Annotated in this window: 16 protein-coding genes; 13 read left to right on the forward strand and 3 right to left on the reverse strand. The window is 39.5% G+C overall.

Features of this window, described 5'->3' with window-relative positions:
• Positions 1–72 precede the first annotated feature (72 nt).
• The 3 genes from BN1875_RS04940 to BN1875_RS04950 are packed head-to-tail and all read left to right on the forward strand — an operon-like array spanning position 73 to position 4003.
• The gene (locus tag BN1875_RS04940; protein WP_048603744.1) at positions 73–1110 is read left to right on the forward strand and encodes a WxLIP family cell surface protein; all 1038 of its coding nucleotides are present in this window, start codon (positions 73–75) and stop codon (positions 1108–1110) included.
• 2 nt (positions 1111–1112) lie between these two features.
• On the forward strand, positions 1113–1460 hold the full coding sequence (locus tag BN1875_RS04945) for an LPXTG cell wall anchor domain-containing protein (RefSeq protein WP_048603745.1): 348 nt from the start codon (positions 1113–1115) through the stop codon (positions 1458–1460).
• Complete coding sequence (locus tag BN1875_RS04950) at positions 1457–4003, forward strand: WxL domain-containing protein (RefSeq protein ID WP_048603746.1); 2547 nt, start codon at positions 1457–1459, stop codon at positions 4001–4003. The genes BN1875_RS04945 and BN1875_RS04950 overlap by 4 nt, the downstream gene beginning before the upstream one ends.
• A 104-nt stretch (positions 4004–4107) precedes the next feature.
• On the opposite strand, the gene BN1875_RS04955 is transcribed toward BN1875_RS04950, so the two are convergent.
• The 3 genes from BN1875_RS04955 to BN1875_RS04965 form a co-directional block, all read right to left on the reverse strand.
• Positions 4108–5118 (reverse strand): peptidylprolyl isomerase, encoded by a 1011-nt coding sequence (locus tag BN1875_RS04955; RefSeq protein ID WP_048603747.1) that lies wholly within the window; start codon positions 5116–5118, stop codon positions 4108–4110.
• Between the two features lie 111 nt (positions 5119–5229).
• A complete protein-coding gene (locus tag BN1875_RS04960; protein WP_048603748.1) occupies positions 5230–5604 on the reverse strand; it encodes a YtxH domain-containing protein in 375 nt (124 codons plus the stop codon).
• Positions 5605–6030 carry an HIT family protein gene (locus BN1875_RS04965; protein WP_048603749.1) on the reverse strand — a complete coding sequence of 142 codons (426 nt, stop codon included), beginning with the start codon at positions 6028–6030 and terminating at the stop codon, positions 5605–5607.
• A 142-nt stretch (positions 6031–6172) separates the two neighbouring features.
• Here BN1875_RS04965 and BN1875_RS04970 point away from each other — a divergent pair, with 142 nt between their 5' ends.
• The 10 genes from BN1875_RS04970 to BN1875_RS05015 all read left to right on the forward strand — a co-directional run bounded on the left by BN1875_RS04970 (position 6173) and on the right by BN1875_RS05015 (position 16994).
• Positions 6173–6916 carry an ABC transporter ATP-binding protein gene (locus tag BN1875_RS04970; protein WP_048603750.1) on the forward strand — a complete coding sequence of 248 codons (744 nt, stop codon included), beginning with the start codon at positions 6173–6175 and terminating at the stop codon, positions 6914–6916.
• On the forward strand, positions 6909–8120 hold the full coding sequence (locus BN1875_RS04975; RefSeq protein WP_048603751.1) for an ABC transporter permease: 1212 nt from the start codon (positions 6909–6911) through the stop codon (positions 8118–8120). Before BN1875_RS04970 ends, BN1875_RS04975 begins: the two co-directional genes overlap by 8 nt.
• 128 nt (positions 8121–8248) lie before the next feature.
• On the forward strand, positions 8249–9028 hold the full coding sequence (locus tag BN1875_RS04980) for a phosphotransferase family protein (protein ID WP_048603752.1): 780 nt from the start codon (positions 8249–8251) through the stop codon (positions 9026–9028).
• Positions 9029–9074: 46 nt separating this feature from the next.
• Entirely contained in the window at positions 9075–9737 is a 663-nt protein-coding gene (gene trmB / locus BN1875_RS04985; RefSeq protein WP_048603753.1) for a tRNA (guanosine(46)-N7)-methyltransferase TrmB, read from the forward strand.
• Between the two features lie 179 nt (positions 9738–9916).
• The gene (locus tag BN1875_RS04990; RefSeq protein ID WP_048603754.1) at positions 9917–10600 is read left to right on the forward strand and encodes a WxL domain-containing protein; all 684 of its coding nucleotides are present in this window, start codon (positions 9917–9919) and stop codon (positions 10598–10600) included.
• A 64-nt stretch (positions 10601–10664) separates the two neighbouring features.
• The gene (locus tag BN1875_RS04995) at positions 10665–11696 is read left to right on the forward strand and encodes a WxLIP family cell surface protein (protein WP_048603755.1); all 1032 of its coding nucleotides are present in this window, start codon (positions 10665–10667) and stop codon (positions 11694–11696) included.
• 10 nt (positions 11697–11706) lie between these two features.
• Positions 11707–12039 (forward strand): LPXTG cell wall anchor domain-containing protein, encoded by a 333-nt coding sequence (locus BN1875_RS05000; protein WP_069959633.1) that lies wholly within the window; start codon positions 11707–11709, stop codon positions 12037–12039.
• On the forward strand, positions 12014–14518 hold the full coding sequence (locus BN1875_RS13370; RefSeq protein WP_069959630.1) for a hypothetical protein: 2505 nt from the start codon (positions 12014–12016) through the stop codon (positions 14516–14518). The genes BN1875_RS05000 and BN1875_RS13370 overlap by 26 nt, the downstream gene beginning before the upstream one ends.
• Before the next feature lie 175 nt (positions 14519–14693).
• Positions 14694–16193 (forward strand): helix-turn-helix domain-containing protein, encoded by a 1500-nt coding sequence (locus BN1875_RS05010; RefSeq protein ID WP_048603757.1) that lies wholly within the window; start codon positions 14694–14696, stop codon positions 16191–16193.
• Between the two features lie 153 nt (positions 16194–16346).
• Positions 16347–16994 (forward strand): PepSY domain-containing protein, encoded by a 648-nt coding sequence (locus tag BN1875_RS05015; protein WP_048603758.1) that lies wholly within the window; start codon positions 16347–16349, stop codon positions 16992–16994.
• The last annotated feature ends 64 nt before the right edge of the window (positions 16995–17058 follow it).

Genomic DNA, 17058 nt, shown 5'->3' on the forward strand with positions numbered 1-17058 from the left:
TAATCAAAAAATCGCACCACGAATTTAATAGGACAGGGCTATCCCTGACAACAAATGAAATGGAGGTTCCTGATGCATAAACGACTGAAATTCATCCTGTTGGGGATGGCTCTTCTTATTTTCTCCTTTTTTCCTATGAAAGCATCCGCTGCCACTGGGGCGGGCTTTACGATAGAAGGTGTTTTCCCAGAAAATCAACAAGCAGATTCGACATTTTTTGATTTACTGGTGAAACCAGACACCCAACAAGACGTAACAATGAATATTATTTCTGAAAGTGACAAAGATATTAAAGTAAAAATCTCGCCAAATCCGTCTTTCACCAATCAATTAGGGGTGATCGATTACAGTCAGGCAGATTTTCCTAAAGATAGTTCAGCGAAATATACAATTCCTGAATTAATCAGCAAACCTCAGACAATCACCTTAAAGGCGGGAGAAACCAAGCCGGTAACTTTCCAACTGAAGGTACCAAAAGAAAAATTTGAGGGAATGATTTTAGGTGCCTTTTTTGCCGAGCAGGAGGCTGACAAAGAGGAAGAAAAACAAACGGGCATTACCAATCGCTATCAGCTTTCTTTCGGCATTGCTTTGCGGGAGAGCTTAGATTATATAACTCCTGAATTAAAATTGAACCAAGTAAAACCTGCTGTTTATCAAAGCTTACCCGCTGTTTTTGCCAATTTGCAAAATATCAAAGGGCAGGCGTTCGGGAACATGAGCGTGGATGCGAAGATTTACAAGTCTGGCAGCAAAGAAGTCTTCATGGAAGCAAAAGCCGATAAGCAGGAAATGGCACCAAATTCCAATTATGATTTTCCTATCAGTTGGGGAAAAAATAATTTGGAAGCCGGTGACTATCATCTTTCGCTGGTGGCAAAATCAGGAAAGAAAACTTGGAAATTTGAAAAGGATTTTTCAATTGTTTCCTCGGATGCCAACGAAATCAATAAAGAAGCAAGTGCTTTGCCAGAGCCAAATTATTTATGGTTGTATATTTTGATTGCTGTGCTGCTGTTGATTTTACTATTATTGTTGGCCTTTTTATTGGGAAGAAGAAAACGGAAAGAGGAAGAAAAAGAGAATTCGCAAACTAATCAAGGTGATTGAGAATGAAAAAAAGCGGATTTTATTTTTTACTGGTTGCTCTTTTAGCATTGGGACAAGGTTTGTTTCTTGTACCGGACATTGCCAAAGCAACGTCAAAAACCTCAACAGCAGAATTTACTGTTGTTCCTACAAGAAACGGTGACGGGCTTTCTTTACCAGAAAGTCCGTCACAAACCTATGTAAGTACCCAGAAAACAAAAGCGAAAAAATTACCAAAAACGGCAGAAGCGAAAACTTTTTTAGAGGTAGTTATTGGTAGCGAATGTTTGCTTTTAGCAGGAATTATCTTATACTTTGAAAGAAACCGGAGACGCGAATCAGCTACAAGGAAGGAAAGTGAATTTTTGTGAAAAATAAAAAAATTGTTGCCTTTATGGCACTCTTTCTGCTGATTTCATCGAGTGTCAATGGAATAGCCGCGTTTGGTGAAGAAACGACGACTGCGACAAGCACAACAGAAGCAACGAGTAGCACAAAAGAGGAGACTTCAGAGGGAACAACTGGTGAGACTTCTTCCACGGAACAAGTAATGCAAACAAGCACTTCTGAGTCGAAATCAGCCACACCAACTGTCGAATCAACCACTGCTTCCCCAAAAGAACAAGATAGTACCCCACAAAAAAGCGCGCGGATACTTGCAGATACTCCGGCCGTCGTCAATGATCCAACCGATTTAACGCTTTTTCAGGAAAAATTATTGGAAAAATATCCTCTAGGAATTGCGACCGATTTTACCGTTTTTGCTGCTGGAGGGTTAACATTTGGAACTTCTGGAAAAAACTACGATGGAACATTTGGTGGAAAAACAATCAACATGGAGACAAAATGGGGCGGTACTTATTTTCAAGATGCTGTTCCTGATAATGATGATTATCCGATTACTTATGCAGACACGTTGAGTGAAAACAATGAAGAAAAAATAGTTAATAAAAAAGTAACCTTGCTGGGAGAAAGTGTATTGGCAAGCAATGCCGCCAATACAATAGGGGTTTTGGACGACAGCAATAATTTTCATGCCAGTGGTGACAAGCATCGTTATTATTATTTGATAGAAAACAAATTGGATGGGGTAAATCGTCTGTTTGATCAAGTCAACGCAACCGATACCGCAGAGCAAGCCACACCGGTAAAATTATCAAACATAGCTGATTTTAAAGATAATTTTGGTACGTTATCCGCCACAGAAAGTTACTTTGATCAAGCGAAATTACAGTTAGCTACAGTAAGTAATTATTATAGTAACTTGACAAGCAAAACAGTCCTTGTCAAAAATGAAGCAGTAACAGATGAGGCTAAGCTAGTCAAAAAAGATGGTGGCTGGACGGGGGCTAATTCATTAAGGTTGGATATTCCGTTAAGCAAAGATGCGTTAGATACTACAGGAACGGTGGTAGTTAATCTTGATTATAACGAGTACAAAAATTATTATCATCATCTTACTATCAATATTGAATTACCAGAAGGAGAGGATCCCCAAAATTATGTGACTGATTCTGGAGAAGATTCCAGTGTTGCCAATAAAAATTTACCCTTCGTTATATTTAACTGGGAAAATTGGAAAACCTTTGAATGGTCTGACAGCTACGGTGCAGAATTGACATTTACAATAAATGGCGAATCGGCTGATGCTGTGAGTGAAAATGATGGTCCTTTTTATCAAACTATGGGTAGTCATATTCTGCACAATTATCCTGATATTCCTAGTGGCACAACAGCTTCTATTTCTGGTAGGTCGGGCTCTTCCAATCCTTTTGCCGGCACGATTCTTGTTCCTTACGGTAATATTAATTTTCCAAGCTCGAATTCCGGTACAAGTTTCTGGGGAGGCTTGATTTCGGGTGGAGATATAAGGCTTGATACGACGATTACAAAAGCAAAGGCTTTTGGGAGTTTTTTTGACTCTGAAAATCTGCCTGATACGACGGAACTTCTTAATGGGTTGAAATTTACGGAAAAAACAGTTTATGCAAATATTGGAGAGACACCCAAAGCAACTCTGAAAGTAACTGGTCCAGGGAAGGCTTATACCATTGATTTTAAACTTGAAAACTTAAGTGATGAGACGATGATAAAGGAGTGGTCACAAACTTTTGAATCTATTCTTGGTGGGGCATTACCTAAGAACGTTGGATTTCCAGAAAATCTTTCTTTAACAAAGGGAAAGTATCAGCTTACTGCAACGATCAATAGTTGGATTGACAAAACGACTGGAAAAGAAATTACTTCTAGTCCACAGATAATCGCTGATTCTATGGAAATCGTGGTACAAGACAGTGGGTTTCTGACCTTGGATGCTGTCCCAAATTTAGTTTTTGGAGAAAAATATGAGGAAATCTCCAGTAAAGACAAAGTTAAAATATTGAATTCTGGTGAATTAACAAAGAAGGCTTTTGGTCAACGAACAGAACCAGATAGCTACTTAAAACTTTCTCTTACGGATTCAGTCATTTCGAATTATGAAAAGGAAGCCTATGATGGAAATTCCAAAGGGTTGATTCGAGTGACAGATACGCGTCCGGATGGAGATTATTCTTTGAAAGTATCTCTTGGCAGCTTTAAAAACATGGATGATAAAAAGATAATTACCTCCGATGTACCGGTCGTTCTAGAGTTGACTATCATAAATAATGGTGGTGTTTCACCTTATACAAATACGATTAGAGTTTTAGGGAATAATTATCAGCTAGGTACGAATGAAGGATTCAATTTTTTTGGAGAAAACCTAACTGAGACCTCTCGGAAATTTGCAATCAAAAATCCAATAGAACTAAGCAACAAAGAAATTGAGGCAACGGTTACTGACAACTCCGCCCTCTACATCGGCGGCTCTTCCCTAGAAGCCGGCACCTACCAAGCTACCTTAACTTGGAGCTTATCCAATGCACCAAGCTAAAAGATAATTTTGGTAAGAAATAAGTAGGTCCCTCAAAATTCAAACTACAAAAAAGCTCCCATTGATTTGATAGAATTCAAATCGATGGGAGCTTTTAAATTGGCTTATTCAGAATCAGCAGTTGAACTTTCAGTTGTGGATTCTGCTGCTGAGCTATCTGCTGTAGAAGAGGCTGCGCTGCTTTCTTCTGTGCTTTCAGCAGTTGAGCTGCTTGTATCTGCTGCGTCAATATAAGAAGACAAGATATCTTTGAAGGAATCATCTTTGATTTTCACATTTGCATCTTTCAAGGTTTGACCGATGATTTTTGAAGTAAAGGCAGAATCGCTTAGTTTTGTTTGTTCTGCGATTTCTTTGATTTCATCTTTATAAGGTTCCATGTCGTTGCCTTTGTCTTTGTTTTTCACCATTTTCACTACATAATAGCTGGTTTGGTAAGTAGTAGCATCTGTAGCAGTGATCACGTCAGAAACTTCGCCATCCTTTAATTCAAAAGCTGCTGTTTTGACTTCAGCTGGTGGTGTTGTTGATTGTGAATCGAATTTGATGGTGCCACCGTCTTCACTGGTTGCAGTGTCCGTAGAATTTTCTTTTGCCAATTTCGCAAAGTCGGCATCTTTTTCTTTCGCTTTTTCTAAAACGTCTTTGGCTTCATCTTCACTGGCTAAAGCGATGATTTGTGCTTCAACTTCTGGATGGAAAGATTCCCAAGCTGCTTTTTTGTCAGCATCTGTCAATTTGATATTCGCTTTTAAGCCAGCTTCCAACACAAGATTTTGACGCAAGTATTCTTTAAATGTCTTTGTGGTATAGCCTGCAGCTTCTAATTGTTGTTCGAAAGCGTCGCCCATACTGTCTTTTTGTTTGTTGTATTCTTTGTCAACCGCTTTATCACTTACTTTGTCGCCATATTTATCATCAAAGGCTTTGTAAATGATCATATTACGTACAAGGTTTTGGTTGGCAGATTCATTTTTCGCTTCCTCATAAAAATCTGCTACCGTGATTTTGCTGCCCTTCATTGAAGCAATTTCTTCGTTGCCTTTACTTGAACATGCGGCTAAAGCAAAAACGCTCATCGCGCCAACAGCAGCCAATAGTATTTTTTTCTTCATTCGTTTAGCACTCCTGTAATCTACTTAAATTTTTCACAAGTATAACTATAACACACTCTAATTTGAAGTGGTAGAATTCCAATGATGTTTCCGAGAAAATTCACACTTTCATCACTTTTTATCGCCTGATTCAGATGGTTCCGACAGGGTTTCTGTGAATTGGGTGACATGCCCATTCAGCTTGGCTACCTGCTGTTGAATCTGCTTGATTCGCGGTTCAGCTTGGAATTTGTATGCTTCGATATCCTTTTGCAGCGCATTTTGTAAAACGGGTAAAGTTTCCATTGCCGTTCGTTTGGTTTCAACTACAGCTCGTTGAAAATGTTGCAGGCTTTCGTTTAATTCAAGAGTGGAATCGGTGGCTTCTTCCAATTCTTTTGCCAGCTTTTTGCGGGTTTCATTCCCGCTGCGGGGAGCCAACAGTAAACCACCTACTGCGCCGACAGAAGAGCCGAATAAAAGCCCTTTAATAAAATTTTTCAGCATTTATTTCACCTGCTTTTTGATTTTTTCGGCAATAGCCGTCATTTCTTCCGGTGTGTATTGATCCATGTGATTGCCAAAATGCATCGAGAAATCATCTTCTTTGCTGTAACGGGGAATCAAATGAAAGTGGGAATGGAAAACCGACTGATAGGCCAGTTCCTTGTTGTTGTTGACAATGTTCATTCCTTTGATTTCCGGAAAGGCTTTTTCAATTGCTTTGGCGATTTTCGGAATACGGCTAAAAACCTCTGCTGCCAAGGGTTCATCATAGTCAAAAATATCTGTCACGTGTTTTTTTGGAACGACCAACGTATGGCCTTCCGTTACTTGGGAAAGGTCCAAAAAGGCATACACTTTGTCGTCTTCATATACTTTGTAGCTAGGAATTTCTTGATTGATTAATTTACAAAAAATACAGTCTGTCATAGGAAGTCATCCTTTCAAAATTTTTCCTTAGCCCTACTTTACCATAACTTTTAAGGATTGTAAGAAAACAAGCAGGAAAAACACAAAAATTCCCGGCTATTTTTGGTATAATGAGAACAGTAATAATCGGAGGAAAAAATGAATGACACTTGAAGTGAGAAATTTAACGGGAGGCTACAGTCAGCTGCCGGTTTTAAAAGATATCGATTTTACCATCAATGATGGGGAATTAGTGGGCTTGATTGGTTTGAATGGTGCTGGGAAAAGTACGACCATTAAAGAAATTATCGGCTTATTGCAACCGCAAAAAGGTACAATCACCTTAAATGGACTGATGTTAAAAAAAGAGCCGGAAGCTTACCGGAAACAAATTGGTTATATTCCGGAAACCCCTTCGTTATATGAAGAATTGACGTTGCGGGAACACATTGAAATTACGGCGATGGCTTATGATATTCCCCAAGAAGAAGCCTTTCGTCGGGCGGAAAGTTTGTTGAAGACGTTTCGTTTAGAAAATAAGTTGGATTGGTTTCCGGCTAATTTTTCTAAAGGAATGAAGCAAAAGGTGATGGTTTTATGTGCTTTTTTGATTGAACCAAGTCTGTATATCATTGATGAACCTTTTCTAGGTTTAGACCCGTTGGCAATCCATGCGTTATTGGAACTGATGGATCAAATGAAGAAAGCAGGCGCATCGATTTTGATGTCTACACATATTTTGGCGACCGCTGAAAAATATTGTGACCGGTTTGTTGTACTGCACAATGGGAAAATTCGTGCGCAAGGAACGATTGAGGAATTGCGAAATGAATTTCAACTTTATGATGCATCACTGGACGAAATCTATATTGCATTGACCAAAGAGCAGGTGGCTGCCGATGTCTGATTTATTTCAAAAACGGCTGCAGTTGCACCAAAAACAAATGATGAAGTATCTGCGGTATGTCTTTAACGATCATTTTGTCTTAGTCTGTACCTTTTTATTGGGAGGATTAGGGTTATATTATTCTGATTTATTGAAAACTTTGCCAAAACAGTCAAAAATTTTTGGCTTACTGGTCTTACTTGTCTGGCTGATTGTTTTGCATTTTGGTAAGTTTGTCAGTTTAACGAAAGCCGCTGATCTGGTGTTTTTATTGCCAAAGGAAAAACAGATGCGAGGATACCTGCAACAAGGTTTGCGCTATTCCTGCTTTTTACCCTTTGTGGTGATTGGATTGATTGCCGGAATTACGATGCCCCTTGCTGTGGTAGCGACGGGCGCATCCTTTGGAGAATTTTTTTTGATTCTACCAACACTCTGGCTGTTGAAAATTGCTCATTTGTACTGGCAACGGTACAGTTTATTTTTTGAAAGCAAAACGCATCGCTATTATTGGCCGTGGTTGCTGCTTAGTGGTGCTTTGTTGGCGACGAGTCTGTATCTCTCACCAATCATTGGTCTGCTGGGCAGTCTGCTTGTGGCAGGGGGATATCACTATTTCTTGTGGCAGCAGCCGACCTTGACCTTACATTGGGAAAAAATGATTCAATCAGAAACCAATCGTTTGCACCGTATCTATCAGTTTATTAATTTATTTACGGATGTGCCGGAAATCACTGCAAGTGTCAAACGGCGGAAGTATCTGGACGGTTTGTTGAAAAAAATCACTGCAAAACAGGAAAATACGTATCTTTATCTGTATGCCCGCCGAATGGTTCGCGGCTCCGAATACAGCGGTTTATACATGCGTTTGGTCTTGATCGGTGGATTGTTGCTATATTTCATTCACGATCGATGGTTTAGTTTGGGAATTGGAGGCCTCTTTTTGTATCTGATTGGTTTTCAATTAATGCCTTTGTACACGCAATTTCGTTATATGGTTTTGACCCATCTGTATCCAGTTTCTGCCAAACAGCAGAGTATCGCTTTGCAGCGGTTGTTACTGGTACTTTTGATTTTTGCCGCTGTTGTTTTTGCTGGTGTCGCTGCTTTTCGTCTGTCGACATGGGGCGATCGCGGAATCGTTATTTTAGGCTATGGACTTGTTGTAGGGGGCTTTATTTATTTGTATTTGCCGTCACGCTTGAAAAAAATGAATGAAAAGTAGAAAAACTTCGCAAGAAACTTGATTTATCCAGCGTTTCTTTGAAAAAACGAACGTATATCCGCTTGACGAGTGCCTGTTGAGCCGCTAGAATAAATGGTACTGTGGAGAATGTTGAAAGGAAGACTCGGATGGAAATTCAGTTGGACCATGAATGGCGTATGCGCCCAATCAAAGGGGATACCGGCAAAGCATATGTCGGTTTGCGAAAAAAAGAAAAAGTCTTTATCAAACGAAATACCACCCCGATGCTGGCTGCTCTATCCAGAGAAGGCATTACTCCCAAATTAGTTTGGACAAAACGAACAGGGAACGGGGACACGCTGACTGCTCAAGAGTGGTTGGAAGGGCATATCCTTGATCCGGAAGAAATCGGGCAGCGAAACGATGTAATGGATGTCTTGTATCAGTTACATCATTCAAAATCATTGAAGCAAATGCTAGAACGAATCGATAGCCGGGTAATTACCCCAAAGATGATGTTGGAAAATTATGAAGCGGATCTACCGTCGGCGATTTTACAAAATCGTTTTTTAAAATTGGTCATCGAATATCTGCAAAAAAATATTCCAACCTTTTATCCTGAACGAAAAGCCGTGGTGCATGGAGATGTCAATTATCGAAATTGGTTGGTGTGTCAGCACTATTTGTATCTTGTAGACTGGGATTCGATTATGTTTGCGGACCCTGCGGTGGATATCGGTACGATTTTAGGACATTATTTGCCGATTTCGTCATGGAGCCATTGGTTGATCAGTTATGGGGTACAAGCGACTTCAGATAATTTAGAGCGGGTGTATTGGTACGCGTTGATGTCGATTTTACAGGAAATAAAAAAATATTATCATCGTGGCGAATACAAAACGATGAATGAAGAAATTTTGCAATTAAAACGAGTATTTAGCGGATAGCTGAAGGGAAGCCTTCAGCTTTTCTATTGGAGAAAGCGAGGAAATTATGAGAGTAAGAAAACGTAACGGAGCAGAGGAAATGCTGGCAGCACATCCAGAAATCGTGGTTGCTGAACCGACTGCATGGAAAGGCAAGTGGCAGGAACGCTTTGGCAACGATCACCCGATCCATATTGAGATTGGTATGGGAAAAGGACGGTTCATCACGGAAATGGCACGAACCAATCCTCAAATTAATTATATCGGTGTAGAAATGCAAGTCAGCGTGGTTTCCTTTGCGTTGGATAAGGTCCTTGAAAAGGAACTAGCGAATGTACAGCTCTTGCATGTTGATGGTTCGGCCTTGACAGATTATTTTGCAGATAGTGAAGTCGATCAGATCTATTTGAATTTTTCTGATCCTTGGCCAAAAACCCGCCACGAAAAACGCCGTTTGACTTCTGCCGGCTTTTTGGCAGTGGACGAAAAAATTCTCCGTCCTAAAGGAGAAATCCATTTTAAAACAGATAACCAAGGCTTATTTGAATACTCCTTAGCCAGCTTTTCAAAATATGGTATGACTCTGCAACAAGTCTGGCTTGATTTGCATCACAGTACCTATGAAGGAAATATTATGACCGAATACGAAGAAAAATTTTCCTCACGAGGGCAACGAATCTATCGGGTGGAGGCTCGGTTTGCGGATAAGCGGAAACACTTGCCAGAATAAATTTGGCTATACTACTTGCTAAGCTTTTTTTGAAATAAATAAAGATGGAAACGACCCGCTTTTTTAGTGGGTCGTTTCTTTTTTTGCTCAAAAACTCCTGTCGCTCTGTGAAAAGATGATGATTTTTTGAGAACCTTTCCATTTATACTAAAGGTACAAAAAACAAAGGAGAGATTATCATGAAAAAGAAAATTATTGGCACATTGTTACTTTCAACAGTAGTACTTAGCGGTTTGGCAGCTACACCAGCATTTGCTGCAGAACCAGCGACAACAAAAGGTGATATCACATTTACTGAACCAACAGGGAGTGTTGATCCAGTTGATCCAACCGACCCGACAAAGCCAGTTGATCCGGTTGATCCTGAAAATCCAGGAACCGGTCAAGCGGGACCATTGACCTTGGATGTTGTTCCTAATCTGCCATTTGGCTCACATGAGATTGAAAGTGGAACAAAAAGTTATTCTGTTGATGCGACACAAAATGATACCCCCTACATTCAAGTTTCGGATCGTCGCGGTGTTGGTACTGATGGACAAGCTCAAGGATGGAATGTGACTGTTTCAGTATCAGATTTTAAAAATGGTGAGCAAAAACTAGAGGGTGCAGAACTGAATTTTGGTACATCTGTTATTAAAACTGTTCCTACAAATGCAGCTACAAGTCCTACAAATAAAGCTGTTTCCAAATTAGACAGTACTGATTCTGCCTCTGCGATTTTTACAGCTTCTAAGGACCAAGGTCTTGGAACCTGGCTTTCTGTTTATGACCCAGCAAATATCACACTAACGGTTCCAGAAGCTGCTACAGGAACATTTACGGCTGATCTGACTTGGGATTTGACAGCAGGACCAGCACTGTAAAAGTAATAATTTGAAAATGTGGGGAGCATAATCCGCTCCCCTTTTGAAAGGATAGTGGTCAATAGTGAATCAAAGAAAACGATTGCTCTTTGTATTTTTTACTGTTTTAGGGATGTTTTTCGGGTTTCCGATAATCAGTCACGCCGCCGATGCTTCGGGGGATTTTGGTGTGAAACCAGTTTTTCCAGAGAATCAATTAGACAAAGCAATCGGTTATTTTGATTTGTTGGTGACTCCTAAACAAGAGCAGACAGTAGCAATTGAGCTGACTAATTCTGCGGAGAAAGCACGAACTTTTGAAGTTTCGATCAATCCAGCCGTTACAAGTGATGGTGGTACCATCGATTATGGGCAAGAAAAACCTCGATTGGATGAGAGCCTTCCGTTTGATGTACGGGAAGTCGTTACCATTGAGAAAAAAGAATATGAAGTGGCAGGAAAAGCCACAATAACTGTACCAATCAAAATAAAGATTCCTGCGGATGAATTTAAAGGACGGGTACTTGCGGGAATCCACGTGATTCCTAAGGAGGAAAATGAAGAAAAATCCTCTGATGAAAATGGCGTACAAATAAAAAATCGTATTGCTTATAATCTTGCTATCGTATTGCAGGAGAGTAAGGAAAAAATAGAACCGGATTTGAAACTCTTGTCTGGCGATTTAGTGGCTGTCAATGCCAGCCCAACCGTCCAATTGTTTTTCCAAAATCCCCAACCGACGATTATCAGTAGCTTGATTTTTACTAGCAAAATTTATTATGAAGATCAACTGTATATTGAAAATACCTCCAATAAATTTTTAGTGGCTCCAAGCTCAAACTTTCATTTGAATCTGGATTTAGCGGGTGATCGGGCAAAACCAGGAAAATATCGCGCAGATATCGTGGCAAAATCTGGGGAATATGAATGGCATTTCACACAAAACTTTACCATTAAAAAATCAGAAGCCGAAGAAGTCAACAAGAATTCTGTCTTTGCAGTGAAAGAAAAGAGTTTCCCATGGCTTTACATTCTGTTGATCGTTCTCGCAGTGCTTTTGTTTATTTTACTATTTATTGTTTGGAAAAAACGGAAGGAAAAAGAATCAGAGGAATGAGGTGATTGTAGTGAAAAAATGGCTTTTATTGGGGGGATTGAGCGTTGGTTTATTGTTTAGCGGGTGGCAGCCGGCCTATGCAAGCGAAGATGCTGCCAGTAATGCGTCCATTGTTTTTTATGACCGCACACCGACACCTAATCCACCGACTAATGGGGGAGGACAAGCAACAAATCCTCCCATCAAGAAACCGGCAAATCAAACATTACCAAAAACCAATGAAAAACCAATTAGCTTTCTTTACATGATTATCGGGAGCGAATTGATTCTTCTTGTATGGATTCTTATCTGGAAACGGCGAAAGGAGGAAGAAGAGGATGAACAAATTACTTCAAGAGATTAATCTTTTTAAACTTCTTCTTCTGATGGCGCTTCTTACTGTGGGAACTATTGGATTAGGCAGACAAGCCGAAGCGGTGGGTGCAACACCACCAACTATTGTTTATGAACCAGATACGTATGAAAATATCACGCCAACAAATGGTACAAATTCCAATATTTTTGGGCAACCAAAGATTGATGGCGGCAAGGTCGTTCAATTGACTGGAGCCGATCAATTACCCAAATTAAATGTTACCTACACAAACGATGGCTCCAATGATCCTTGGAAGGGCGGCAAGATTGGGTTTCATTGGGAGAGTCATGTGGAATTGACGAACTATTTAGATGTCATAAATATTCCTGCGCAAGGGTTTGCCTTTGTGGCGATCATCAATTTACCTAAATATGTTTTAAGTGCGGATGTTTTAAAGGCAATCGACTGGGACAATGCGTATTTAAAAATTAATGGAGCGAATATTAAATTAGATGCTGGTGGATTAATGTCCGCCGGCAATCATACACTACGGTTTGGTATGGGTTCATGGGACAATGGAAATATTGTAGGTTCAATTTTCAATATCATCACTCAGCCCGGCTTCAATGCTAGGAATATTCCGATTGCTTTTGATATTACCGTCGATGTTGCAAAGATGACTGCAAGCGGCGACAAATATGACACCAGCCCTAGCAAGGTATTAACGAAAGGCAAACTGCAACCTTCTACTACAAAACTAGCCGATTTTTCTGTAGATTTCTATGATTCGAATAACGTTGTGCAAGATCGTATGTTCGATTCAAGTATTGCTCCAGCAGGTGGACGTTTTTATCCTAAGCTAACGAATGATGCACTGAATCCTGCAGCATACGCAAAAACCTCCGCTTTCCAATTACCAACTTGGAACAGCTACATCTCTCCATGGGATACGACGAATAAGTACAATAGTTTTGCTGATACAACTGAGTATGTTGATGGTAACAATCTGAATCTTCCTGGAACAACCAACAACCGAACCTTGACGATGGGACTCTCAGAAGGAAGTTTTGCCCAACAACCAACAAATCGTTTTAATCGAGTGGTGAATTTTTTTACTGGAAAGAATGAAACGACTGGGGCAACATTGACCCATACACCGACACAAACACTCGGATTGAATCAGCAAACAAGTATTTTATATACAGGAAAAGATGCCGGGGGAACTGCGTTGTCACCTGTCACCTTAAAGGTACTTGAAAAATATGCTGTAGATGGCACAGTCAAACCAACAAACTTGGAACCAGATAGCCAATGGGGAAAACTACTTACCAGTGCCCCCTATCAAGTGAACGCGGTCTGGCGAGCGAGCGATTTAACAGCAGGGTCCATTCATTACCGGCTGTACAATAAAACAACACAAAAATTAGTGGGGACTTTTGAAGACAAATTATTTCAAACGATTTCAACAAATAATGGTGGTGATAATTCAGCAAACACAACACTGCCGGCGCTTGCTTCCGGTCAATATTATTTTGACTACAAATTGATTGACGATACCCTTTCAAAAGCTTATCCAAATCTTGCCTATAAATGGCAGTCAGAACAAACGGGTATCTCTAATTTGAAAGCCATCACGGTGGCTGGTTTTCCAGCGATTTCTAAAGAAAGTTATTTGAAAAATCTTAGTCGAACGCCAGAGACTGGAAAACCTTTGATTGCTTTGGCTGGGGACATTGTTCAAGAAAATAGTACGTTTACCTTAGATAAAATGGGGGATTCTTTAGCAGATAAAAAAGTAAGCGTCGCGCTTCCGGAAAATGTTATCTATGAAAAGGGTAGTTTGTCGCTGAATGGGACGGTGATTCCTGATGATGGTATCCAAAATGGAATCAGTATACCTGCACAATATTTAGCAAAAGCTGGAGATAAAGTGACGATCACCTATAAATATAAAATAAATCCGATTACTGCAACGACAAATGCCATCGATCTGCCGACCAAACCGGCTGTATTATCAGGAAATATTGCGTTATCTGACGGAACAAAATTACCCTTTACTGAAGTCAAGACAGATACCAATCTGATCCAGATTCCTAAGCAAGAATTAGCTTTGGTAGATGCCCCCGCCGATTTTACCTTTGGCAGTGATCTTCCATTGCCAACACAAACAGCATATTACAAAGCAAAAGGTGATTTTTCATTTGCCGTACGGGACACCCGTTTACCAAGTTCAGATGCTTCGTGGCAGATTACTGGGAAACTATCTACTCCTTTCAAAAATACAGAAGGAAGAGAATTAAGTCAGGTTAATTTGTATTTTAATCATGAGGGAAAAAATATTCTTATCCCGAAAGATCAGAGTACACCAATCTATCAAAATGATGGTTCAAAAAAGGGAGATATTCCCGTTGACTTTCTTCCTAACGATGGTTTACTCTTAGAGGTGAACAGCGGCACAGATGCACAAGTAGACAAAACCTATCAAGGAACCATTACCTGGGAATTGTCAACAGGTCCTACCGAATAAAAATGTGGGACATTAGATAGTTACTTCAACTCAAATAGCCTATTTTGAGTTGAAGTTCTTTTTCTATTTTGACGAATTCAGAAAGTTTTGAAAAAGCTGAAAAAATAGAGAAGGTACTTTTCTAAATCTGCTTGCATCAGCTGTATGAATTCACTGATGTTAGGAGGAGAAGGACTTGGAACTGTTCAGTTTGCTTGAAAAAAACGAGCAGCGTCAAATCAAAATTTTTCAGCTTTTATTAGAACGGAGCGAACTGTCGGTCAATGAAATACTCGTGAAGCTATCGGTGGACCGGGCGACTTTCAAAGAAGATATTGTTCTGTTAGAGCAACATTTGAAAGCGTTTGATGAATTGTCCTTTACTCAACGGGAAGGAAAAATAGCCTTACGTCGTTTGGGGAATCTATCCACTTCTGATGTGTATTATTCCTACTTAAAGGAATCCATCAAATATCAAATCTTGATGTATCTATTAGAAAATGGCAGTTTTGAACGGCAGAAATTTTTAACACAGTTGAATATTAGTACTGCCACCTTGACCCGTCGTATCAAAGAGTTGAATCTGCTGCTGGTTGAATTTCATTTACAGATAAAAAATGGTCATTTATATGGTTCGGAAATCCAAATTCGTTATTTTTATTTTCAACTGTTGTGGTTTGGTCGACCTTATTTAGTAAATCTAAAAGAATTTTCTGAGGCTGCTGCAGAGGGCTTTTTAGTATTGATGAAAAATGAATTTAGTTTTCCTTTTACGGAAGATGGAGAAATCAAATTTCAAATTTGGTTATATATTATGAAAAAAAGGCTGCGGGCTAGCAAAAAAAGTATGCCGGATTATTCTGAATTGCCGAGTGAGCTATTGCAGACAAGCGGTTTCCTGCTCTCGTTGCAGAAATTTCTGTCTCGTTATTTCTTTCAATCTGCTTTTGGTTGGAATCAAAATGAAACCTTGATCTTCTATTTGTTTATGATCTGCAACTTTACCCTAGATACCCATAATGATTATGTGCGAAAATTTTTGATACAGGAAAAACATAAGGACAAATTAGTCGACAAACTCAATGAAACATTCAAAGAAACCCTGCAAGAGCATTTTTCTTTCTACTCTTTTTCAGAAGATTTTTCGGAAAAAATTGCTCTAACAGTGATGCAAAATCATTTTCGTTTGGTTTATTTCCGAGGATGGATCAGTGTCTTTGGACATCAAGGATTGCAGCAGCGCCTTTCAGAAATTGAGGAAAAACAATTGCTGGCACTTTGTCAAAGTTTGACGCAGCAGTCGTTAGGTATTTTAGATATCTCTGAAAGTGACAAAAAAAATTCTCAGTTTGAACTTTTTGGGCGCTATGCCTCCATTTTGCAGTTAATTTTTAAAGAGGTTGAACTGCGTTTACAAGTTGCATGTGATTTTCCTTATGAACGGGTGATGGCAGATATTGTCATCGAAATGATTCGGGAACGAATGCCGCAAGCAGTCAAATTAGATTTGGTTAACTATCAAAAGAATCAGCAATACGATGTTATTTTGACAAGTCAGGTCAAAGACTACCCATTACAAAAAAATGCTCGAATTTTTGTGATGCTGAGCAATGAATACGATTTTGATTTTCCTTATCTGGGTGAATTTTTAAAAGAGTGTTACCTGCAAAAAATAAATTCGGGGATGAAGTCATGAAAACAGAGCTTTTCTGTGAAACAACTAATTTTTTGAATTTTGTCAAAATAAATTAAAATTCGTTGTAAAATTGAATAAAATACGATTTATTTGGCGGATTCGCCTTGTGATTTCTCTGAGAAAACTGCTAAGATGGAGAGTGGAGGGGATATCATGAGAACAAAAGGATTTGTTTTAGGAATGAGCCTGCTTACCTTGGGCTTGCTTGCGGGCTGCTCAACAGGAGATACGCCGAATCAGTCTAGTCAATCAAGTACAGAACAAGCACAAACAACAGCGCAATCAACAGCGCAATCAAAAACTACCAGCACCAACATGACTGAAACGACTCAGTCTAGCAGTGGGCAAGGAATTAGCGGTCTGAAGGTATCGGTTGATGAAGCAATCAAAATTTTTCAAGAGACTTATTCTGATGCAGATATTACTTCACTAGAACTAGATACTTCTTTTGGCAACTACTTTTATAAAGTCGAAGGAGTCAATGACGAAAAGGAAGTTGAAATTCGCATTGATGGTGCAACGAAAAAAGTAGAAAAAGAACGAGAAGAAATGTTGGATGCAGACGATCGAAACGGGGTAAAACGGGAAGAAAAATTAAATTTTGCCAATTTATTGAGTATTGAAAAAGCGGCTGAAATCGCAGAAACAACGGTGGGCGCTGGAGAAGCGACGGATTGGGATCTGGACAAAGAATTGAATATCACCTACTGGGAAGTGACCGTGGTGGATGGAAATCAAGAGACCAATGTAAAATTAAACGCTCAATCAGGAGAAGTCATAGAAACCGAAATCGATGATTAAGAGGTAAATAATGGAGTTAAAAGCTGGAGAAATCCGGCTTTTTTATTTTTGACTAAAAGTATAT

The organism is Enterococcus massiliensis, from assembly GCF_001050095.1.
GTDB lineage: Bacteria > Bacillota > Bacilli > Lactobacillales > Enterococcaceae > Enterococcus_C > Enterococcus_C songbeiensis.

Coding starts and splice junctions, on each gene's coding strand:
- BN1875_RS04940 (WP_048603744.1), top strand. CDS start 73: ATGCATAAACGACTGAAATTCATCCTGTTGGGGATGGCTCTTCTTATT.
- BN1875_RS04945 (WP_048603745.1), top strand. CDS start 1,113: ATGAAAAAAAGCGGATTTTATTTTTTACTGGTTGCTCTTTTAGCATTG.
- BN1875_RS04955 (WP_048603747.1), bottom strand. CDS start 5,118: ATGAAGAAAAAAATACTATTGGCTGCTGTTGGCGCGATGAGCGTTTTT.
- BN1875_RS04960 (WP_048603748.1), bottom strand. CDS start 5,604: ATGCTGAAAAATTTTATTAAAGGGCTTTTATTCGGCTCTTCTGTCGGC.
- BN1875_RS04965 (WP_048603749.1), bottom strand. CDS start 6,030: ATGACAGACTGTATTTTTTGTAAATTAATCAATCAAGAAATTCCTAGC.
- BN1875_RS04970 (WP_048603750.1), top strand. CDS start 6,173: ATGACACTTGAAGTGAGAAATTTAACGGGAGGCTACAGTCAGCTGCCG.
- BN1875_RS04975 (WP_048603751.1), top strand. CDS start 6,909: ATGTCTGATTTATTTCAAAAACGGCTGCAGTTGCACCAAAAACAAATG.
- BN1875_RS04980 (WP_048603752.1), top strand. CDS start 8,249: ATGGAAATTCAGTTGGACCATGAATGGCGTATGCGCCCAATCAAAGGG.
- trmB (WP_048603753.1), top strand. CDS start 9,075: ATGAGAGTAAGAAAACGTAACGGAGCAGAGGAAATGCTGGCAGCACAT.
- BN1875_RS04990 (WP_048603754.1), top strand. CDS start 9,917: ATGAAAAAGAAAATTATTGGCACATTGTTACTTTCAACAGTAGTACTT.
- BN1875_RS13370 (WP_069959630.1), top strand. CDS start 12,014: ATGAACAAATTACTTCAAGAGATTAATCTTTTTAAACTTCTTCTTCTG.
- BN1875_RS05015 (WP_048603758.1), top strand. CDS start 16,347: ATGAGAACAAAAGGATTTGTTTTAGGAATGAGCCTGCTTACCTTGGGC.